The organism is Wolbachia endosymbiont (group A) of Epagoge grotiana (genome assembly GCF_947251775.1).
In the GTDB taxonomy this organism is placed as follows: Bacteria; Pseudomonadota; Alphaproteobacteria; order Rickettsiales; family Anaplasmataceae; genus Wolbachia; species Wolbachia pipientis.
In genome coordinates, this window is record NZ_OX366387.1 from 142,614 (window position 1) to 164,357 (window position 21,744).

14 protein-coding genes, 2 tRNA genes and 3 pseudogenes are annotated in these 21,744 nt (G+C 34.6%); 14 read left to right on the forward strand and 5 right to left on the reverse strand.

The window, feature by feature from the left end:
• Positions 1-28: 28 nt before the first annotated feature.
• Complete coding sequence (locus OPR50_RS00750; protein ID WP_264339556.1) at positions 29-1,555, forward strand: acyl-CoA carboxylase subunit beta; 1,527 nt, start codon at positions 29-31, stop codon at positions 1,553-1,555.
• Positions 1,556-1,608: 53 nt separating this feature from the next.
• On the opposite strand, the gene OPR50_RS00755 is transcribed toward OPR50_RS00750, so the two are convergent.
• Positions 1,609-1,681: transfer RNA gene (locus tag OPR50_RS00755), tRNA-Thr, on the reverse strand.
• Between the two features lie 247 nt (positions 1,682-1,928).
• On the opposite strand from OPR50_RS00755, the gene mutM reads away from it, so the two are divergent.
• Together mutM and pdxH are read left to right on the forward strand one after the other, a co-directional pair.
• Positions 1,929-2,744, forward strand: a complete 816-nt coding sequence (mutM, locus tag OPR50_RS00760) for a bifunctional DNA-formamidopyrimidine glycosylase/DNA-(apurinic or apyrimidinic site) lyase (protein WP_265024310.1) — start codon at positions 1,929-1,931, stop codon at positions 2,742-2,744.
• 16 nt (positions 2,745-2,760) lie between these two features.
• Entirely contained in the window at positions 2,761-3,354 is a 594-nt protein-coding gene (gene pdxH / locus OPR50_RS00765) for a pyridoxamine 5'-phosphate oxidase (RefSeq protein ID WP_022626142.1), read from the forward strand.
• Between the two features lie 3 nt (positions 3,355-3,357).
• Here the strand turns inward: pdxH and OPR50_RS00770 are convergent.
• Positions 3,358-3,434: transfer RNA gene (locus OPR50_RS00770), tRNA-Met, on the reverse strand.
• Positions 3,435-3,496: 62 nt separating this feature from the next.
• On the opposite strand from OPR50_RS00770, the pseudogene OPR50_RS08580 reads away from it, so the two are divergent.
• The 5 genes and pseudogenes from OPR50_RS08580 to OPR50_RS00805 all read left to right on the forward strand — a co-directional run.
• Positions 3,497-3,973: pseudogene (locus OPR50_RS08580) on the forward strand (ComEC/Rec2 family competence protein); the annotation flags it as partial.
• An 85-nt stretch (positions 3,974-4,058) separates the two neighbouring features.
• Positions 4,059-4,999 (forward strand): annotated as a pseudogene (locus tag OPR50_RS08740) (IS5 family transposase).
• Between the two features lie 95 nt (positions 5,000-5,094).
• Positions 5,095-6,732: a ComEC/Rec2 family competence protein gene (locus OPR50_RS00795; RefSeq protein ID WP_265024122.1), complete on the forward strand. Its 1,638-nt coding sequence runs from the start codon at positions 5,095-5,097 to the stop codon at positions 6,730-6,732.
• Positions 6,733-6,793: 61 nt separating this feature from the next.
• Positions 6,794-8,491 (forward strand): hypothetical protein, encoded by a 1,698-nt coding sequence (locus tag OPR50_RS00800; protein ID WP_265024123.1) that lies wholly within the window; start codon positions 6,794-6,796, stop codon positions 8,489-8,491.
• Positions 8,482-9,426, forward strand: coding sequence for an RluA family pseudouridine synthase (locus OPR50_RS00805; RefSeq protein ID WP_265024311.1), 945 nt, complete (start codon positions 8,482-8,484; stop codon positions 9,424-9,426). Before OPR50_RS00800 ends, OPR50_RS00805 begins: the two co-directional genes overlap by 10 nt.
• 11 nt (positions 9,427-9,437) lie before the next feature.
• On the opposite strand, the gene OPR50_RS00810 is transcribed toward OPR50_RS00805, so the two are convergent.
• The 3 genes and pseudogenes from OPR50_RS00810 to OPR50_RS00830 form a co-directional block, all read right to left on the reverse strand.
• A complete protein-coding gene (locus OPR50_RS00810) occupies positions 9,438-9,788 on the reverse strand; it encodes a diacylglycerol kinase (RefSeq protein WP_151807638.1) in 351 nt (116 codons plus the stop codon).
• 97 nt (positions 9,789-9,885) lie between these two features.
• A pseudogene (locus OPR50_RS08745) lies at positions 9,886-10,680 on the reverse strand (EndoU domain-containing protein).
• Between the two features lie 49 nt (positions 10,681-10,729).
• Positions 10,730-11,926, reverse strand: a complete 1,197-nt coding sequence (locus OPR50_RS00830; protein ID WP_265024124.1) for a phosphoglycerate kinase — start codon at positions 11,924-11,926, stop codon at positions 10,730-10,732.
• A 1,062-nt stretch (positions 11,927-12,988) separates the two neighbouring features.
• Between OPR50_RS00830 and OPR50_RS00835 the strand changes: the two genes are divergently transcribed.
• The 6 genes from OPR50_RS00835 to OPR50_RS00860 all read left to right on the forward strand — a co-directional run bounded on the left by OPR50_RS00835 (position 12,989) and on the right by OPR50_RS00860 (position 21,733).
• On the forward strand, positions 12,989-13,510 hold the full coding sequence (locus OPR50_RS00835; RefSeq protein WP_010082022.1) for a cytochrome b: 522 nt from the start codon (positions 12,989-12,991) through the stop codon (positions 13,508-13,510).
• A 5-nt stretch (positions 13,511-13,515) separates the two neighbouring features.
• The gene (locus OPR50_RS00840; protein ID WP_264339563.1) at positions 13,516-14,544 is read left to right on the forward strand and encodes an NAD(P)H-dependent flavin oxidoreductase; all 1,029 of its coding nucleotides are present in this window, start codon (positions 13,516-13,518) and stop codon (positions 14,542-14,544) included.
• A gap of 123 nt (positions 14,545-14,667) precedes the next feature.
• Positions 14,668-16,068: a hypothetical protein gene (locus tag OPR50_RS00845; RefSeq protein ID WP_265024125.1), complete on the forward strand. Its 1,401-nt coding sequence runs from the start codon at positions 14,668-14,670 to the stop codon at positions 16,066-16,068.
• 94 nt (positions 16,069-16,162) lie between these two features.
• Positions 16,163-16,537, forward strand: coding sequence for a hypothetical protein (locus OPR50_RS00850; RefSeq protein WP_022626145.1), 375 nt, complete (start codon positions 16,163-16,165; stop codon positions 16,535-16,537).
• A gap of 44 nt (positions 16,538-16,581) precedes the next feature.
• Complete coding sequence (locus tag OPR50_RS00855; RefSeq protein ID WP_141456684.1) at positions 16,582-18,936, forward strand: VirB4 family type IV secretion/conjugal transfer ATPase; 2,355 nt, start codon at positions 16,582-16,584, stop codon at positions 18,934-18,936.
• Positions 18,917-21,733: a hypothetical protein gene (locus OPR50_RS00860; protein WP_264339728.1), complete on the forward strand. Its 2,817-nt coding sequence runs from the start codon at positions 18,917-18,919 to the stop codon at positions 21,731-21,733. Before OPR50_RS00855 ends, OPR50_RS00860 begins: the two co-directional genes overlap by 20 nt.
• Positions 21,734-21,744: the final 11 nt, after the last annotated feature.

Consider the following 21,744-nt stretch of genomic DNA (forward strand, 5'->3'; position numbering starts at 1 on the left):
ACAACTAATTTGAAAACTACTTTATTGTATGCAAGACTTTAAAATACTAGAAAATCTAAAAACCAAAGCACTAGAAGCTGAAAAAGGAGGCGGTTCTGACAGGATTACCAAACAACATGAAAAAGGGAAATTAACTGCTAGAGAAAGGCTCAGTATATTGCTCGATGAAAGTTCTTTTGCAGAATACGATAAATTCGTAAAACATCATGCAAATGATTTTGGCATGCAAAATGCTAATTTTTTAGGTGATGGGGTAGTGATTGGTCATGGTACTATTTATGGCAGAAAAGTTTTTGTTTATTCTCAGGATTTTACTGTCTTTGGTGGATCACTTGGTGCGTCACATGCAAAAAAAATATGCAAAATTATGGATATGGCAATTAATGCCAGGGTTCCAATTATCGGACTAAATGACTCTGGTGGAGCCAGAATTCAGGAAGGAGTAAATTCCCTTGCTGGTTATGGAGAAATTTTTCAAAGAAACGTAAATGCATCAGGTGTTATACCACAAATTTCTTTAATTATGGGCCCATGTGCAGGAGGTGCAGTTTATTCCCCAGCATTAACTGACTTTACTTTCATGGTGAAAAACAGTTCATATATGTTTATAACCGGGCCAGATGTAGTAAAAAAGGTTACCTACGAAGATGTAAGTTTCGAAGACCTCGGTGGAGCAAAAATTCATACAAGCAAAACAGGAGTAGCGGATTTTGCATTCAATAATGATGTTGAAATGCTGCTAAAAATGCGTAAATTCTTTACTTTCTTACCAGCAAATAATCAAGAATCACCAAAATCTGCACCAATCTGTAATGATGTTGACGACATTGATGAATCCTTAAACACTCTAATTCCTACCAATCCTAATACTCCTTATGATATGTATGAACTCATTGAAAAAGTTTGTGATGAAAGGAATTTCTTTGAACTGAAACCTGATTTTGCTCGTAATATCATAACTGGTTTTGGTAGAATTGGAGGAAATACTGTCGGTATTGTTGCAAATCAACCTATGCACCTTGCAGGATGTTTGGATATTGATTCTTCAAGAAAAGCTGCGAGGTTTGTAAGGTTTTGTGACGCATTTAACATTCCGATCATCACACTTATTGATGTTCCAGGATTTTTGCCGGGTACAAATCAAGAATACAATAATATAATACAACACGGAGCGAAACTGCTTTACGCTTACGCTGAAGCGACCGTGCCGAAAATTAGCCTTATCACTAGAAAAGCGTATGGTGGTGCATACATTGTTATGAATTCGAAACATCTAAAAGGTGATATAAATTATGCCTGGCCAACTGCTGAAATAGCTGTGATGGGCCCTGAAAGTGCAGTTGAGATTATATTTCGACACGAAAAAGATCAGCAAACGTTAATTAAAGAATATAAAGAAAAATTTGCTAACCCATTTTTTGCTGCATCATATGGATACATTGATGACATTATAGTGCCAAGTAAAACAAGGTATCACTTTTGTAAAGCATTAGAGCTACTCAAAAACAAGAAGGTAGAAAGGATATGGAAAAAGCATGACAACTTACCTCTGTAACTTTCTTCTAAGCCTTGCTTACAAGTTATGCAATATTATAAGTATAATCAGTGTGCCGTTACCAAGACTCGAACTTGGGACCTCGTCATTACCAATGACGTACTCTACCACCTGAGCTACAACGGCAAGTTTATATATTATGATAATGAATAACACAAAAAAGAATAAGGAAAAAGAAGAGGAGAAAAAAAGATTAGCGAAAGCTTTAAAGCAAAATATTTTGAAAAGAAAAAAGCAGCAACAGAGTAGACAGAGAACCCTTTCAAAACTCGTTTGTGGTGAGGAATTTTTAGGAGAAAGCACCGCAGAATACTCGAATGTATTTGAGAACGACAAAATTACCATCAGAAACTTAAGTTTTGAAGGAGGTATCATGCCAGAACTACCGGAAGTGGAAGTAATCTCTAATTTTTTGCTTGATAAAATTAAAAACAAGCAAATCAGTAATGTTATAGTGAATAATTGGAATTTACGTGCCCCAATAACAAAAAATATTGATGATATGCTAAAGGGCAAAGTCATACGCAACATCAAGCGTAGAGGTAAGTATACCATCTGGAATACAGATGGTAGTGTGGCTGTAATCATACATCTTGGCATGAGCGGAAAGCTTATATATGATGACCACGATCAAATGCGGAATAAGCATGATCACGTGGTATTTTTATTTCCTGACAATACTTCAATAATTTTTAATGACCCAAGAAGATTTGGATTAGTTATCGTTTTAAATAAAGAACAAGAAACGGATTTTTTTAGCGATTTTGGAATAGAGCCCCTCACGGATGAATTCAGTGGAGACTATTTACAGGAGTTGCTGAAAAACAAAAAAGTGAATATCAAATCAGCGTTAATGGACAATAAATCAATAGTTGGCGTAGGCAACATATATGCTTCTGAGAGCTTGTTTAGAGCCTGTATATCACCACTCAGGTCAGCAAAAAACTTGACCTATAGAGAGTGCGAAAAACTTGCTGCTGAAATAAAAAATACTCTGAGTGATGCAATTGCTGCAGGCGGTTCAACACTGAAAGATTATGCACAGCCATCTGGATCTGCTGGATACTTTCAAAATAACTTTTACGTATATGGTAAAGTTCAAAAACCTTGCAAGATTTGCAATAATATCATAACACTTATACGACAAAATGGCCGTAGCACTTATTTTTGCAACGCGTGCCAGAATTAAGATTTTATTTTTTGATATGATATTTTCACTTGAAAAAGATCCATTTGATTTGTTTTCAAAGTGGTACAAAGCAGTACTTAATTCTCCGTGTGAACAACCAACTGCAATGACGCTAGCAACTTGTAGCAAAGACTGTATTCCATCTGCAAGAGTGGTATTACTAAAGGAATATAGCAAAGAAGGTTTTGTGTTTTTCACTAACGTAAACAGTAAAAAAGGGAAAGAATTGACTGAGAACCCCAAAGCTGCGTTAGTGTTTCATTGGATAGAATTTGCTAGGCAAGTGCGAATTGAAGGAGAGGTTAAACTTCTAAACGATGAAAGAACTGACAAATACTTCTCTTCTCGAGCGCTGGGTAGTCAAATTAGCGCATGGTGCTCAAAACAATCGAGCATTCTGAAAGATTGGCAAGATTTTGAGCAAGCTATAAAATTGAAGGAAAAAGAATTTCATAATACACAAGTTTCTCGTCCTGATTTTTGGGTGGGATTTTGCGTAATCCCAAAAGTAATTGAATTTTGGCAAGAAGGTGAATATAGGAAGCATATTAGATTTAGATACACTCTTGTTGAGGGAAGCGATTGGAAAGTGGAACAACTATATCCTTAAAAATGGTTGCGGGAGTAGGATTTGAACCTACGACCTTCAGGTTATGAGCCTGACGAGCTACCGAGCTGCTCCATCCCGCGTCGTTGCTTATTTAGTTATTATATATACAAATAATGAAAAAAGAAAAATAAAATTTCACCACATGCAAATATCGACACACTTATTAACTTTTCTTGACATAATAGTTAGTTATATACGTAACAATCTGCGCAATGAACAATATAACTTGATACTGTGGTTTCCTGTTTTTCAGTGTGTAGGAATTCTAACCTATTTTTCCCTAAGTTTTGAACCAAGCTGCATATCTATTTTTCTTTTGCTTTTACCCACACTAATTTTGATTGCAATATTGTATAAAAGGTACGCGATATTGTGTATCGCTTTAATTGCAGTGCTCATAGGATTTACAGCTAGTAAATTAAGAACAGCTTTAGTTGATACTCAAATTCTTGATAAAGAGAGATATGTAAAAGATATCGTTGCCACAGTGAAGGATATTAACGACAGGGGCTCATATAAACAATTTCTACTTTCTGTTGAAAAATCCCCTACTATCTCAAAATCCTCTCCTGTCATCCCAGCGCCCCCTTTTGTCATCCCAGTACTTGATACTGGGATGGCTTTGTTGCATAGCAACTGAAAAAATCTGGTGGCTACTGACAAAATTCATTATAAAATAGCCATTTAACCTTGAAAGAAAAAATATGCCACAAAAAATGAGGGTCAGTAACCATAGCGAATATAACAAATTTCTAGAAAAAAGAGGAAATATTTTTCATTATATCAACGAAGCCATAGAAAAGTGGTACGAGAATGGTCCAAAAATACCAGTTGGCAACAATATTTATAGCGATAAAGTTGTAATTTTGGTGCACATAATAACTTGTTTATTTAGAATAGGCCTGAGGCAAACAGTTGGGTTTATAGCAGGATACCTTGAGCAAATTGGGAAAAATTTGCAAGTTATCAGCTATTCACAATCATCAAGAAGGTTTAAGAAACTCAATATTAAGATCAATGATTGCAGAAAATAATATGGAAGATATCGAAATTGCTATAGACAGTACAGGAATTAGTATATACAACAACACTCCTGGTCATAGCAAAGAAAATAGCGAAGATAGAAAGTATCGCAGCTATGAACAGACAAGAAAATTGCATGTAATGTTGAATACAAACAGCAAAAAAGCCATAGCTGTAAAATACAGTAACGGCTGATCACTATGGAGTTTGTGATTTGCTAAAAGAAGTCGATTTTCAGTATGTCATAAAAGTACTATATGCAGATAGGGCATATGACAGAGAAAAGCTCTATAAGCTGTGTAATCAATATGGTATAAAAACGAAAATTCCTCCGAAAAACAACGCAGCAGAGCATCCAAAGTTAGACTATATGGCTGAGAGAAATGCTGCAATTAGACTAATAAAATCATGCAGCGAAGATGGAATGAAGAGGTGGAAAAGGCAAACAAACTACGGAAAAAGATCTTATATAGAAAGTTTTTTCTCGCGACTGAAACAAACATTCGGGTTTAGTTTTAGGAATAAATCTGAGACAAATAGAGAGAAGGAACTACTTGTTAAATGCTATTTGCTCAATAAGTTCACTGATATTGGTATGGCTAAATTTGAGATAGCTTCATAAATTTATTGTGCGTTACCTACTATCCGAAGAGCGATGCAACAAAGCCTACTGGGATCCAGAAAAAAAAGATATGGATTCCAGCGTCACGCGCTGGAATGACACCGGATAGAGCTCTAGATAACATCAGAATATCAGTTAGAACCAAAGTGGAAAAAGGCATTAAAATAGGCGATCAAGTAAAATTATCAGCAAAACTCTTCCCTCTAAAGATTGCGCCCTCGGAGTATGCATACGATTTTGCAAGAATAGCATATTACCAGAAAATAAGTGCAACAGGCTTTGCAACAAGCAAAATAGTCCTGCACAAAAAGGCTGAAGCAAGGAAATTTCAAGAATATATAGAATCTTTCCGTCAATACATTTATGAAAACCTGCAGCAAAATATCAAGAAACCACATGCGGATATAATCTCTGCATTACTGATCGGTAAAAAAGATGGCATAGATCAAAAAACTATGGACGCGATACGAGATTCAGGTATAGCACATTTGTTTGCCATATCTGGTTTGCATTTATCATTCGTTGCTGGTCTGTTTTTTGTAGTGTTTCGTAATTTATTCGCAATATCTGAAACTTTGACTCTTAAGTATAACACCAAGAAAATATCTGCATTCCTTACTATCTTGCCAACCACGTTTTATTTGTTGATTACCGGTATGCAAATTTCTGCTCAGCGTGCCTACATCATGGTGATTTTAGTACTCGTTGCAATAATGATAGAGAGAAAATATCGAGGGTTAATAGCAATTGCGTTTGCTGCTGCAGTGATACTTATCATAGAACCTGAAGCAGTTTTAAAGCCAGGCTTTCAGATGTCATTTTCTGCTGTTTTGGCACTGGTTGCCAGTTATCAAATTAATGCTAATAAATTATTCAAAATAAAAATAATGAAATATTTTGTGTCGATAATGATCAGCTCAGTAATAGCAAGTTTAGCAACTGTTCCGTATACGATATATAATTTTAATTATTTTTCAATTAGTGGCATTATCACAAATTTAGTTGCTATACCAATAGTTACATTAATTATTATTCCACTTGGAATAATTTATGTCTTATTGATTCCTTTAGGTATTGAATGGATTATAGCGCCATTTATAGAGCGCCCAATTGACAGCATTTTGTATATAACAAACGCTATCGCTAGTCTTCAGTATTTGGTTATTCCCATTCGTACTTTTCCTGCCTCATCAATTATTATAATAACATTTGGGTTATTGTGGCTGTGCTTGTGGGAAAGAAATTGGCGTTTTTTGGGATTTTTTTTTATTGTACTAGGTATTTGCTTTAGCGCTGCATATAAAACCCCCGACATCCTAATAAATGCTGATAATGTTGCTGCAAAGGAGAGTGATAACTTACTATATTCTCTCACTAGAAAAAGCAGAAATTTTGTTATCAAAACGTGGGCAAAGCAAAACGGACAGAACCAAATTTTGAATCATACAAAATATAGCAATCCAGATAAAAGACTAAAGTATGGCTGTATATATAATAAAGGAAATAATAAATCAGTACTGCTTGCTTATAAAAAAGAAGATATCTTGAGAAACTGTAATAGTGTTGATCTGATAATTCAATTAAGTGAATTCGACTATTCAGCTTGCAACGCTAAAATTATTAAACATGCTGATCTAGAAACGTATGGCACACATTCTGTTTGGTTAACAAATCGTTACGTAAAGATTAATACAGTGCGCTCCAATAGGCCTTGGCACATGTTGAAAAATTAAGAAACTTGATTTTAAGGTTTGGTTAATGTATACCTAAATAAGTTTAAACTAGAAAAATGTTATGGTTACAGACACTAAAGATCCTTTCAAAGACTATTTTGATTTTTTAGGATTTAGAAAACTTTCTGACCAGCCCAGTAGAATTTTGAGCTCTATAAGAAAGTATTCTGGTACTATATCGATAGCAAGTACCATTGCTACTCTTATAGCATTTGCTGCCTTTTCTATTCAGCCTGTTACAGTAAGTATTGCTGGGTTTGCGTTCACGCCAGCACCTCTTGCCTTTATTCCTCTTATAGTTCTCTTATTTACTGCTGTTATAAACTTTATAAATACACAAAAAATAAAAGAGAATGAAATAGATAAAAAAATAGGAAACTATCAAGTTGATGAACAGTACAGCCAGATTGCTCAAGAAGCTAAAAAAATTGAAATTGTAACAAATTTAGATCGTAAGAGGAAAAAGCTTTCAATAGTTTTACCAAATTCTAAGACGCAGAGAGAAATACTAGAAGATATAGAAGCAGAAAATAGAAATAGGATTCTCTTGTTTACTGGATCATATGTATTTGGTACTATTATAGTAGTTTCAGCAATATCACAATCCATTAATGCTCCAATAATATTAATAGCTTTATTAGTCGCTATTCTTTTATGCATCATATCAACACTTAGCAATCTAATAAGTAATAGCGTGGATCATGAAAATCATACTATTAGAAAACACAGTTCTTTAGGTCTTCTATTTCCATACTGGTCTGGAAAGGGCATGGTTGTATCAGTAGTAGAAAATAAGCTTGGTAAAAGGGAAAATGAACTAATATCTCTAATGAAAAAACTACTTAGTCCGCTTTGCAACTCATTTGACAGTAACCTTAAAAAAGCTTGCGATTTACTTGATAATAGTCTTTTAAAGCCTGCAAATATTAACATTAAAGAAACGCTTGATCACCTAAAAAAAATCAGAGAAGACATCAAAAAAGATTTAGATTGGCTACATGCAGAAATTTCAGAAGTTTTAAACAACACTAAAGAATTGACAAAAAAAGCACATTCACTAGATATTGAAGGTACTTTTTCTAGGTTAGAGAATGCTATTAAAATTGCTGAAGATAAAATTGAACGATTTGAACCAAGCCGCTTTGTAGGCTGGCTTCAATCAACTACGCAGTCTAATAATAACGAGTTCCTTAGCATGCTAAAAAAGTTAAAAGAGGATACAGAAGAGGAAAAAACGGAATTGAAGGAGCAATTAAACGTAGTAAGGAATGAATTAGAAGAAATAAAAAAGAAGCAAGCTCAACCAAGTACGCCTGATTTAGAAGCTAACAATGGAAATAATACTAATAAATTATTAGTATTAGAAAATAAAGTCAAAGAACTACGTGACACAGTTAGAAAGTTAGAGCTGGAAGCAGAACAAAATAAGCTGCAGCAAAAGAAGGAAAAGTTAGAGCAAAAAAAATCTGAACAAGAAAAAACAGATGAATGGAAAGAAAAAATCAACGGCAAACCAAGTGACTTTCTATATTATTTATTAGAATCTATTAAGCTGGAAGAAAAAGATAATAAAGAAAAAAAGGTTGAGGCAACATTACGAGATTTTGATAATAAAGTTACAATCCACTGGAAAGATGGCTCTCAAACAATTTGCCATATTAAAAAACAAGGTGATCTGCAAATTGAGTCTAGTGCAACAATGTTTACAGACCCAAATGTTCAAGCAGCATGGGAAATGGCGCGGGGTAAATCACTATAGATCACTCAATAATAACCTTAAGTGTTAATAATGATAAAGAGAAATTAAGGTTAGACACCTATATAGCTGAAAAATGCAACATATCACGCAGCAAAGCGCAAAGATTGATACAAAATGAGCAGGTGAAATTACTTGGCACACCGATAATTAATAATGACTACATAGTAAAACCAGATGAAGAGTATGTGGTGCATCTCGTTCAACCTGACATATCCACATCAATTGAGCCTAATTATGACATAAAACTTAATATCGTCTATGAAGATGAAGACATTATAGTTCTGAGTAAACAAAGTGGATTAACAGTGCACCCAGGTGCTGGGACAAACAATGATACGCTTTTGAACGCAGTTATCGCTCACCTTAATGTAAGACCAGGAATTGTTCATAGACTCGATAAAGATACTAGTGGGCTAATGGTAATTGCAAAAAATGAAGCAGCCCATAGTTTTTTGTCTGAATTGTTATCGAATCGCAAAATAAAGCGGGAATACTTAGCAGTAGTTTGGGGAACATTATCTTCCCAGCAGGGAACTATAGAAACTAACATTGCTCCAAAGCGTGGTAATAAAGAAATGATGTGTGTTACAAAAACAACGGGCAAATTAGCAATCACTCATTACTCAGTAGAGAAAGTTATAGGACAAGCAAGCCTCGTTAAATGCACTTTAGAAACAGGTAGAACGCACCAAATTCGAGTCCACATGAGCCACATAGGACATTCTATAGTTGGTGATCAAGTTTATGGGAAAAATAGTAGTAAAAGCACAAAATATGCTAAAAACTCTAATTTTATTCGTAATTTCAATAGACAAGCACTACATGCTTATACACTGGGCTTATATCACCCCAAAAGTAAGGGATACATGGAATTTGTCTCTGATTTACCGCAAGATATAAAAACTTTAATTGGTGAGTTTGACAACATATCTTAATAACATTCGTATTAACCTGTCAATATTATCATCCATGTTATCAGGAAGTTAATTAATGAAAGAAAAACTGCTGCACTACCTAGATCTTTCACCTTTTTTGAAAGTATGTGTTGTTCACTGGAAATACGCTCAATTGTCGTTTCAAAAGCAGTGTTAACAATTTCCACAATTAACACCAGGAATAGACTGCTTATCATTACTGCACGTTCTAGATTACTTACATCCAAAACAAACAAAATTGAGACACATACTATAAAAAGCAGTAACTCCTGTCTGAACGCAATTTCTGATATAAAAGCTGATTTTATTCCTTCACAAGAGTATTGAATTGCTTTTATTAGACGAATAATGCCCTTCTTCATTATTATTCACAAAACCCTTTAATCAAAATTTTAACTTATTTGGATTTGCTACACCCTATAGCATTTTTATCATTTGTTCACCCTATTGGTTTTGAAATTAAGATTTACCGCAACTACAATAAGTACTCTTATCATCACATTTTGGTGTTAAGTCAGGATAGAACGTGAGTATAGCATCATTCTTTCTTACAAACACTGATTGATAATCGTCATCTTCCATTTCATATAGACACATTCCATCTTTTCCTAATTCCTTAAACGCCTTAGTTGCAGAAATTATCGGCATGAAGGTTATATGCGTATCCATTTGGGCATTTAACTTTCACTTCCCCATCCTTACCTAAATATTTCATTCCAAATGTATAAACTGGCGGCTTAATATCTGATTTATTGCATAGGGACTTATCATTCCAAATTGCACCTGCCCATTTATCTTCTTGAGCTTCAACATATCTACCTACAAAATGCATACCACCTAGTTTATCGTTTGGCTCACCACAAAAAATATGTCCAAACCCTATAGTTTCTTTTTCACTTCCACTATTTGTAAACCAAATGTTAGCCAGTTCATCTTTAAGTAACTCCAAATCCGCATCTGGCGTAATCACTTATATATTCCTTTCACTACTTCTTGATGCTGCGGACAACTAAGTAAAATTTTGAAATCTTCTTTATCTGGATGTGCTCCCCAATCTCCACAAACTTTCAACACTCCTCTATCGAAGTCAGTTAATTCTGAAACGGTGGCTGGTTGTGAACTGAAAAATGGTTCAAGATTGACTTCAACATTTTCTTCTACATAGCCGGTGTGAAAATAATGATCCTTAATATAAAAAATAAATCCTATTATTGGTATTATTAAACACAAAATTAGTTTAACTGTCTTCGACATAATCACGTTCACAAAAAAGCTAGCCTATAAGAAATAATTTAAAAAAGTTTTAATCTAATCGTTTTTGCAGAGCAGCAACTCCCGGCATTTCATCGCCACTTAACCAATCTAAAAATGCTCCTCCACCAGTGGAAACATATGTAAAATCCTTATCGGTAAGGCCTGCAGCGCTTATTGCAGATAGACTATCGCCTCCCCCTATTATGCTGGTTAACTTTCCTTTGTGCGTTAAGTCACTTACGATTTTCATTACCCCTATTGTACCGCTTGCAAAAGCTGAATGTTCAAAAACACCAATAGGTCCATTCCACAGCAGAGTCTTACTGCTTGCTATTATACTGCTTATTGTACTCAAAGTTTGTGGTCCGATATCCAAAATTATATCACCGTCCAAAATGGACTCAGTTCTTCTTGAAATACTAGTGCTGTAATCAGAGTTTACTGCAACCAGAACGTCTTCTGGCACAACTATTTTGCAATTGTTTTTATTTGCTGTTTCAACAATATTATGTAGAAGGTCGTCAACACCATTTTGAAAGAAAGATTTCCCTATATTTACTTTGCTAAATGACAAAAAATTATTGGCTATTGCACCACCTAGAACTAGGTAATTAACCTTTTCTGTTAGCTTCATAAGCACTTTTATTTTAGTTGATATTTTAGCTCCCCCAACTATCGCAGTAATAGGTTTAGCTTTAAACGATACAGCTTTTTCAAGATACTTTAGCTCATCTTGCAAGCAAAATCCTGCATAGGAAGGTAAAAATTCTGTAATGCGTGAAATAGAAGCGTGAGCTCTGTGAGAGCAAGAAAATGCATCATTTACATATATATCCACTAGAGATGCTAATTGTCTGGCAAAGTTTGCATCATTCTCCTTTTCCCCTTCATAAAATCTTAGATTCTCTAGTAATATTATATCTCCTGCATCCATAACACTTACTGCTCTTTGTACTTTTTCACCAACGCAATCGTCAATAAATTTCACTTTTTTATTTAGTAACTGCGATAAAGTGTCAATTACATTTTTTAGCGACAGATTATTGTCTCTGGCCTTTGGGCGTCCGAAATGTGATATAATAATAATCTTTGCACTCGCATTCACTAAATACTGAATAGTAGGCAATGCTCTCAAAATACGAGTGACGTCACGAATTTCTCCATCTTTTATAGGAACATTGAAGTCAACTCTGAGTAAGACGGTTTTATTGTGAAGATCACAATTTTCTATATTAGGTATATTCATTACAAAATTGAAGCTATAAAGTCACTATACAGCAGTTTGATCTAAAGTAAAGTTTTAAGCTTACGAACGTTTAAGGAAATTTGCATGCCAAACGCTTGACACTGGAACCTTATCGTCATGCCATCACGAACCGTCATACCGCTTACTATTACCCACAAATATAAATGTTTGTTGCATAGCTCTTAATGGCATAACTTTTGCTTGAAATAACTGTTTATATGGTGCAATTTACAGCTTTTAGTTGCTAAAATTATAACTCTTAGTTTAATAATTTTAATCTAATAAGCTTTCAGGTTAATAAAATTAAATTATTTGAGTAAATACAATACTATGTTTTTATTTGTGGGTAATAGTAAGGTCATACCGCCGGGTATCTCTTAGCCGCTAACACGTAGCGGGATACTTGACCTTTACAGGGATGACGATTGTCGTTTAGCCATAAATATTTAAGAAATTTACTAAACAGAAAAAAAGGCAAAAGAAGCCCCGTGGTTGGCTAATTACTTACATTATACTTTCAAGTATGGCGTTTTTTTATTCTAAACGCTTAATAACCGCGATTTAGCTGCTTTTTAATGCAACTAACCTTTAGTCATAAATGTTTAAGAAATTTACTAAACAGAAAAAAAGGCAAAAGAAACCCTAAGGTAGCTAATTATTCACTATCCATTTTTTAAGTTGGCGTTTTTTGATGTTTTAAATGCTTTATAAGCTTATTTCAGCTTGTATAGGTAAAAACCTAGAAATTTGATAAAGACATAGAGTGCACATAGTGCAAAAAATTAAACATGAGACGCCAGATACGTTGAGTTTTTTTGTCATTTAATCTGTACAGGGAAGATAAATAAATAGCTTCAGTTTCATGATAAGGGGGCTGGCGAAGGGTGTCAAGTAAGTTTTGCATTTGATCCGTTTCTATGACTTAGATGCCAGTTCCTGCTACTTGACTCTCGGCTGGGTCGAATTTGTATAGCTACATTGTCGGTAAATCTAAATTGCTTTAATAATTTTGATTGAAAAATAGTTTTTCTATTATATAAATGCTACTTTAGGGTAATCAAAATGGAAGACGATAAATATAGCCTAGGTTTAAGGGTTATCCATTGGTTGATGGCTGTTTTTATTATCGGTATGCTTTGTTCTGGACTTTATATGAAAAGCCTGCCACTTAGCAATGAAATTAAGTTCAACATATACGCTATTCATAAGGCTTGCGGTATCACTATTCTTGGATTAATCATAGTACGCATATTTTTTCGCGTCTTTACTTATGTTCCACCACTTCCAGCAAATTTTTCTCGGTTTGTAATCAATATAAGTAAAGCAGTACACTTTGGTTTATATTCTTTGATGGTGCTAATGCCACTATCTGGCTATGTCATGTCTTCTGCTTCTGGCAAACAGATCAAATATTTTTTTCATATCCCTTTGTTGATTAATCAAAACAAAGACCTAGCTAACACGGCTAATGAGCTACATTCGATGCTTGCATATTTTATGGTACTCTTTATAATCTTACATATACTTGGCGCCTTAAAACACACATTTATAGATAAACAAAACATTTTTAAACGTATGATATAGGTTATATGTTAAGTAGCCTCTGGAAAAAAGGAACAGATTTTCTTGGCAGTGAGTTTGCTATAATGGGTGGTGCTATGAGCTGGGTTTCAGAGAGAAACTTGGTCTCAGCAATCTCAAACGCTGGTGGTTTTGGTGTGATTGCATGTGGTGCAATGTTCCCAGACTTACTGGAAAAAGAAATCATAGAGACACAAAAATTAACTAACAAGCCATTTGGTGTAAACCTAATTACTATGCACCCAAAGTTGAGTGAGTTGATAGATGTGTGTATTGAAACGAAAGTGAGCCACATAGTTCTTGCCGGTGGACTGCCAACGAAGCCTAATATAGAAAAAATCAAGAGTGCGGGCATTGAAGTTATGTGCTTTGCACCAGCATTAAGCCTTGCGAAAAGGTTAGTAAAAATGGGAGTAGATGCGTTAATAATAGAGGGAATGGAAGCAGGTGGGCACATAGGGCCAGTCAGCACTTCTGTTCTTGCACAAGAGATATTGCCTCATTTTAAAAATGAACAAATACCAGTGTTTGTTGCAGGTGGAATAGGAAGAGGCGAAATGATAGTTAATTACCTGGAAATGGGGGCAAGTGGCTGTCAAATAGGTACATTATTTGTCTGCACTAATGAGTCAATTGCCCACAAAAATTTTAAGGAAGTGTTTATTAAATCAGCCGCACGTAATGCAATACCTTCTGTACAGATAAGTGCTGATTTTCCTGTAATTCCTGTAAGAGCTATAGCCAACAAAGCAAGCGATGACTTCATGAAGCGTCAAAAAGAAGTTATTGATGAATACCAAAAGGGACAGATCTCAAAAGAAGATGGGCAGCTTGAAATAGAAAAGTTCTGGGCTGGAGCTTTAAGAAGGGCAGTGATTGAAGGAGATGTTGAAACAGGATCTTTAATGGCCGGCCAAAGTGTTGGCATGGTTGATAGGGAAAAGCCTGTAAAAGAAGTAGTGGATATGTTAGTTCAACAAGCAAAGAATCATATTAATAGCAAATCTGTAGAAGTAGAAAGCCCAGAAAGCAAATAGTTAAGCGACCTTCCAATAAGCAAGTTGCCGCAATTATTTATAATATGGCATAATTGCCCAGTTTTAATGTAAAATTAACGCTAAAGAGGTATCTATACATTTTATTATGTATGGAGGAATGTTATGCACAGTCCCTTTAAAAAACCTAAGAGTAAGGAAGGAGATATTAACCAACAATTGAGCAACACTATATACAAAAAGGTAACAGCAGAAAATTATCAAGAAAATCAAGATGAGACTTCCAAAGAATGCAAAAGGTTGTTCAAGCAGGGAGCTAGTCCTAAAACATTGGCTGAATTGGAAAAAATACTGAGAGAACGACAAAATGAGCAGGCTATTGCAAAACACTTAGAGTCATCCAAGCAAGGAACTAGTCCTGAAGCATTAGCTGAGTTAGAAAAATCAGTGGGGAAAAAAAGAGAACATTATAATAATTATATCCAACACTTTCTTCCAGCGTTGAAAGCAGAAATAACAGAGTCAAAAAAACTAGACTCAAAAAAAAAGGCAGCAATAGTACAAACAATTTTGGATATTACTAACAGGAGCAGCAGTGTAAGCTCAATACCAAATGCTGTTGAAGAAAATATTGAAGATCAAATGCAGCTAAAACATATTGAAGAGCAAAACAACACACAAGAAACACCCTTGAATGTAGCTGAGAAAAAAAGTGGTGATAATAAAATACTTAGTAATTCCTCTGTTACAGAGGAAGTGTTTGAAAAATATAGCAAGGTTGTGAAAGAAATAGAGGAGAAGCAAACTTCTAAACTCAGTAGTGGCAATGACTCAGATAGTGGAATAGACTCACCTGGACTGAGTGAAAAAAACTCGATATCACCAATAAATAGTAGAAAAAACAGTTTAACATCAATAGCAAGCACTTCATCTGAGGAAAGTTTAAACTCAACATTGAGCTCTGTTGAAGAAGATAATGGCTTACAACCAGAGGATGAAGGAGAGACAAAATTAGCACACCTAACTAAAACAAGGTCCAAAGGGCCAAGTGGACGAAGATCTCCTTCTAAATATAATAAAAAGATTGAAGATCAAGTTGAGAAAGAGTCACCACAGGTGTCATCCCAGTGCGTGACACTGGGATCCAGAGAAAAAGAAAGTATGGATCCAAATAGTCAAACTACTCAGATGACAGGCAGCCAGGCAAAAGATTCAATGCAACCCGAAGAAAAAAGGGACAGAAAAAACGCCATTACAATCGTGCAGAAATTTCCTTTGAATAAGAAAAAGGGTGAAGATACTCCACTTGAAAAACAACCCAATAACAGAAATCTTCACGTTGCATTTGTAGCAGGTTGTGCTCTCTCCACAATAGGGTGCATTGTTGCAGGAGCAATGACATCAGGATTGATAGGAGCAGGACTACTTGCTATGGTTGCAGTGCTTGCTATAGCAGCAGTAGCTGAATTGCATTCAAACTTCCTATCAAGTAAATTAACATCCATTAATGTGAGTCCTCTTGTTGATGATAAGAGCTTACAGCATGTTCACAGCGGTAAAAATTAAATATGTGTTACTTGTAGTGGATAAGTGAATTCAGTTCTTGCCTATTGATATAAAAGTTGTTATATTTGAGGAATGTTTAAAAGGTGTTTAGTTGATGCGCATTCAATTGAATAAAGTTTTGGTTTTTATAGCCTTATTAAGTTTCATTTTTGCATCATATTCTAGCGAAGCAAGTTCGGCGAGTGATGAATTAAAGGGTATACAAGAAACGGTAAAAAATTTTATTTCTTCATTTTCAGTTAAAGATACTGTAGAAAATATGAGTCCTTCAACAATCATAGGGTTGTGTATAGCTGCAGTGATACTTGCAGTAGTGTTCAGAGGTCTAATCTTTTTTATGATAATGTTTGGTGTACTGGTCCTGATGTTCGGTAGTACAGAAAAGGCAACAGACTACTTAAAAGAAAAATTTAACTTTGCAAAAGATATAAAATTACAATCCGATAGCGAAAAAAAAGATAAAAATTAAGATAGTATTTTTATCTTTTTTAATTATCTTTATTGAATACGCATATGCAGTTAAAAGTACCAACAGTTAACTCTAAGCTTAAAAAAAAGAACAACTTAGCATTACTAGAAAGCATTGATTTAGATTTTGTTCCTTATGCTTGTCATTACGATGAAGAAACCATACTAACAAAACAGGGAGAATTGTTAAAAATAATCAAGTTAGAAGATTATTCTTCTGTTGATAACTACAGCGACCTCAGAACTGAAATTAGAAAAAGCATATCAAAAAATATTAATAGCCTGTGTTTTACCGTTTGGATTCATACCGTTAGAAAGCGCAATAAACTGAGCTTGAAATGGAATAAAACTGAAGACTTCTCTGACAACCTACATTCAACGTGGTTTAATAAACTAACTGATAGTAAATTACAGTATATAAATGAACTATACATTGTAATATTGTTTAGCGATTTTGGCAAGCATACTAATAATTCGTTTTTTTTCAATAGAATAAAGAATAAGCATAAGTTGTCTTTACAAGAAAGCCATCAGGAGTTGCAAAAGATAACTGACGTAATTCAAAATGATTTAGGACCTTTTGGAGCTAAAAAACTGAGTCTAAGGTTTAGTGAAGGTAAAATATATTCTGAAATGATAGAATTTCTCCACTATATTGTTACATTAACGCACAAAGATTATCCAATACATGAAAGGGACCTGTCGCAATATATTAGAAATTTTAAAATAGCTTTTGGTTTCAATACGTTTCAAACAATATTTGAAAATCAACAGAAATTTGGCTCTATTTTCAGCATAAAAGAATACCGGGAAATCTCTTTAGGTAATATAGATAGATGCTTGCAGCTTGAATCTGAATTTATCATTACAGAAATAATGATATTTACTAGTAATAACAAAGCAATAAAAGAATTTAAAAAACAAATCAACATGCTGCAAATTAGTGAGGATAATACCTTACTTAAAAGCTCAGGAATTGAAGAAATAATAGAGCTTGAAAAGACCTCTAGTATAGACTTCTGCCAACAGAAAATTATTTTTACAATATTTGCAGATGATAGGAATAAGTTAGCTGAAAGTATTAGTGATTTATCTTCTATAATGTCATTAGTTGGCTTCATGATGTTTAGAACTGATTTACATATGGAAAGTCATTTTTGGGCACAACTTCCAGGCAATTTTGCTTTTATTACGCAACCGAAAAATATCTTAACAAAATACGCTTGCAGCTTTGCTATGCTGCACGATTTTACGTCAGGTACATTAAAAGGAAGAAGGTGGAAAGAAGCGGTAATGATTTTTTTCTCAAAAAAAGGAAATCCTTACTTCTTTAATTTTCATGGAAAAAGAAATAATGGCCATACTACGATACTCGGAGCTCCAAATTCAGGCAGAACTTCACTCATTAATTTTCTATTATCAGAATCAAGAAAGTTTAACCCAAGAATTGTCATATTGGATAACACTGGAAAATCAATAATTTTTACTAAAGCAGTGAGTGGTAAATATTACATAATCGATCCAAAATATAAGGACAAAAGCCTAAAATTTAATCCACTAAACATTGAAGATAGTGCTTCCAATCGCAATATGTTGGTTGAACTGATCAGAAGAATGGTAGCCGATACGAGCTTGGTGGACGTAGAAGAAAAGATAAGAAAAATTGTGGATTCTATATTTGCTATACCCAAGGAATCACGTTCTATTTCACAAATTTCTGAGGTGCTCTTGCTCCTTGGGGGTAAGATAAGTAGATGGTGTGACGATGGTGACTTTGCTTACTTATTTCAAGATGGTAATGAATCAGATATTGACTGGGAAACAAAAATTATATCTCTCAACACCGCAAACCTTACAAAACAAAAGGAATGTATGTCCGTGATACTTTACTATTTTTTATATTCTTTTGAGGCAAAATGTGATGGCTCGCCTGCAATACTTGTTTTGGATGAAGCATGGGAGATAAGTAATATTTTTCCTACAGAGAAAGAGTTTGATAACTGGATGCAAAGAATGACGGAACTAAATGTTGTAGTAATCCTAAGTACTGAAAATTTAAATCTCGCATTTGCTAGCAAATTTACTCAATATTTAGATAAACATGTTGATACAAGAATCTTGATGCCGAACGTCAATGCAAATAGATTATACATGAAAGCATTTTCTTTATCAAAAGAGGAGCTGAATATAATTCTGCAGACGCCAACGCAGGAAGGTTTATTTTTGATAAAACAGTATAAAGGATTAGTAACTTTAAATTTAGATTTAAAGAATATGCAAGAAATACATGTACTTTCAGCTAACAAAGAGACGATAAAGTATATGTACGAGGCAATAAAGGAAAAAGGAGAAGAAGTTAATGAGTGGTTACCGGTATTTTATGAGAAGTGTAAGGCTTAATTTCTTATTGATATTTTTTTTGATACTTGGTCTTTCGTATCAAGGATATGCTGATTGTCCAACATTTGTAGAAAGTAATACTTGGTGGGAAGCAATAGTTGGTGGAGATTGGGTAAAGGAAATTAAGGTGCAAGCAATAAAAGATCAAGGAGTTGATGGTTACTTTAATCCCAAAATTAGAGTATGTGCTTATGATGGACAAAGTTATTGTTATGACTTACAAAGTGGGGAATCCTGCCGCCAGATATATGGAACGCAAGGTACAGGAGCTGGAGTTTCTGCTGCAGCTTTTATCGACTGGGAAGGAGATAAAACAAAAGCTGGAGGAGAAATTGCTCGGGGTCTTAAATGGGAATGGGCAGACGGTGTTACTGATGAGGAAAAAAGAAGATTCGCTAACTCTCCTAAAATATGTGCTTGCAGTCAAAAAGGGGCTTGTATGTCAGGAATTTCTTCATGGGGTTCTAGAGTATTTTCGGGTGAGAATATTTTCCGTCCTGGGGAGATGGAAAAAGTCTGTGATACCTGCTACCAAACGGCAGTAAAATGTGCTCCTGTTCCACTTGCACCTGGCCCCCCTCCATTTTGTGAACAACTTGCAATGTCGCTTCCACAAGTTAGAATTGTTCCTATAACAGATAAAGACAATGATTACTTTAATCCTAAGGTTAAGGTAATCATTGGTAATCTGAAAGGAAGAGACGGAGAGATTGGAGAAAAATTAGATTTCCCTAAAGGGTATGGAGAAAATAAAGCTGAGTGGCGCTCTATTTTAGACAAAGATGGCATCACGTACTACTTCAAAACTTATAGAGAAAAAGATAAGCTCTGCGCTGAATACCTTGGAACTCAAAGTATAGATGAAAACAATCCACAGTTCATCCGCTGTTTTCCTGCACCACCTGCTCCAGAACCTGAGATAGTGGAGATAGTAAATGCAAATACATTGAAAGTAGAAATGAAGATGAGTGAGAGCACTTGTGCTAAAGCACATGGAACCTATAGTAATGGTTCCTGTACTTTTAATGTTAATACTGACCTCAACCATCCTATAAACATTGGCCCCCTATCTTTAAAAGTAGTAAAACCAGCAATAGTAGCAAAAACAACTGATAGTAATATTGATAATATTATAGAAGGTATATTAGAAAGTAATCCGCAACAATTTAAAGTTCTGAAAGAATATGGCTATGTTCCTGATGTGCAAATTAAATGTTCTAAAGGCGGAAGTTTTTATAGTTTTAATGATTTTGAGAAAAAGTTAAAAGACAAATCTATTCAATGTGAATTTAATAACTCTGGGCAGCCGGAAATAGAAGTAAAGTATAAAGGAAATTCTAACAGTAAAATGCTTTGTCTTTCTGGATGGCAGCCAGAACCAGAGGAGTTTGTTCTTAAAAGAGAAAATAAAATAATACCACTAAAATTAATGGGAACAAGATATACTAAATACAATGCTGTTTACTCCAAGGAATCAAATCAGTTCTATTATCTTCCAAGCAAGGAAAATAAAAGAGCCGATCTCTTAAACAGAGATCAGAGTGAGTTAGATAAAATAATATTCAATAAGCAAGGGTATGTTTTCTTCCCTGACAACAATAAACAGGAAAAGGGGAAATGCAGTTACTGTGTAAAAAGAAATGATGAGATAGACGATACATTTAAATCTAGTAAAGGACTGAAAGTAGTGTACAAATTGACGGATGTAGAGCATAGAGAAAAATGTAATCAAGGTGATGATGGTTGTATCTGCTTTACTGGAACATGCAGCCGTTCAACACGATATGTAGACAAAAAAAACACTCAACCTTTTTATACAAAGATTTCACAAAATACAAATGGCGTTGTCACGCAACCAGAAGCACCAATAAAAGCAAACAGAACGGAGGTCTTTTACGCTGATAAATTGTGTAGGTTCGATTTAGAAGGTCTCAAAAAGAAATTAAAAGAAAAATTAAAAGAGATAATCAAGGAACAGCTGAAAAATAAGAAACCAGATCTTGAAAAAAATAATGAAAAATCCTATGATCATAAAAATAAAGATGTTTATACAGATGACTTATCAATAAAATTTGATCGTATTAAAATAGAAGCGTGGGGAAGTGGTGAAGCAGGTCATATACAAGGTAGTGGCTGTGACAATCAAAAATGCCATTCTACTGAAAGCAGAGTAGGGATGCCAGGAGATTATATTAAAGCTAAACTGAAAATCGATCCTAATTATCCTATAATTAAGGTGCAAGTCACAGAGGGAGGGGGTAACCAGGAAAGTAACCTCTCAGATAAGGACGGGGGACCTGTTTTCATAGAAATGTGCAATTCGCAGAAGCAACATTGCCAGCAACTAATTACTGTTGCAGGTGGAGGTGAGTATAGAACATACGGTGGTAAGGGTTATGAGGAAACAGTAATTCATAAGCAAGATTTAAAGCTAGAGGAGAAAATTGTAAAGGCAGATAAACTGAAGTCTACACAAGACAATCAAATAGCATATATAGAAAATGGTGAAATCAAGTATGAAACAGTAGAGTGTGGAAGTGGTTTGAGAAGCAGTAGATCTGGTGCAGGTGGCTGCATTAATAAAAGCAAAGGAATTTATGGTAAAGGCTCTCCAGGGTATGTGAAGATTAGACCTATTATAAAGGAATTTGACGAAGAAGAAATAAATGCTGCTATTAAAAAAGTAATAGAGGATCTATACGATCTTGAAACTATGACTGATTTTTGGGTAGGGGATCTTAACGTGAATATAAGTGGGATAATTAAAGAGGAAGTCAAAAAAGAATTATCAAGGTAAAAAGATATAGC

What these genes read in the sequence shown, in the direction of transcription:
- OPR50_RS00750 (WP_264339556.1), top strand. Translation starts at nt 29, where the DNA reads ATGCAAGACTTTAAAATACTAGAAAATCTAAAAACCAAAGCACTAGAA.
- mutM (WP_265024310.1), top strand. Translation starts at nt 1,929, where the DNA reads ATGCCAGAACTACCGGAAGTGGAAGTAATCTCTAATTTTTTGCTTGAT.
- pdxH (WP_022626142.1), top strand. Translation starts at nt 2,761, where the DNA reads ATGATATTTTCACTTGAAAAAGATCCATTTGATTTGTTTTCAAAGTGG.
- OPR50_RS00795 (WP_265024122.1), top strand. Translation starts at nt 5,095, where the DNA reads ATGACACCGGATAGAGCTCTAGATAACATCAGAATATCAGTTAGAACC.
- OPR50_RS00800 (WP_265024123.1), top strand. Translation starts at nt 6,794, where the DNA reads ATGGTTACAGACACTAAAGATCCTTTCAAAGACTATTTTGATTTTTTA.
- OPR50_RS00810 (WP_151807638.1), bottom strand. Translation starts at nt 9,788, where the DNA reads ATGAAGAAGGGCATTATTCGTCTAATAAAAGCAATTCAATACTCTTGT.
- OPR50_RS00830 (WP_265024124.1), bottom strand. Translation starts at nt 11,926, where the DNA reads ATGAATATACCTAATATAGAAAATTGTGATCTTCACAATAAAACCGTC.
- OPR50_RS00835 (WP_010082022.1), top strand. Translation starts at nt 12,989, where the DNA reads ATGGAAGACGATAAATATAGCCTAGGTTTAAGGGTTATCCATTGGTTG.
- OPR50_RS00840 (WP_264339563.1), top strand. Translation starts at nt 13,516, where the DNA reads ATGTTAAGTAGCCTCTGGAAAAAAGGAACAGATTTTCTTGGCAGTGAG.
- OPR50_RS00845 (WP_265024125.1), top strand. Translation starts at nt 14,668, where the DNA reads ATGCACAGTCCCTTTAAAAAACCTAAGAGTAAGGAAGGAGATATTAAC.
- OPR50_RS00850 (WP_022626145.1), top strand. Translation starts at nt 16,163, where the DNA reads ATGCGCATTCAATTGAATAAAGTTTTGGTTTTTATAGCCTTATTAAGT.
- OPR50_RS00855 (WP_141456684.1), top strand. Translation starts at nt 16,582, where the DNA reads ATGCAGTTAAAAGTACCAACAGTTAACTCTAAGCTTAAAAAAAAGAAC.
- OPR50_RS00860 (WP_264339728.1), top strand. Translation starts at nt 18,917, where the DNA reads ATGAGAAGTGTAAGGCTTAATTTCTTATTGATATTTTTTTTGATACTT.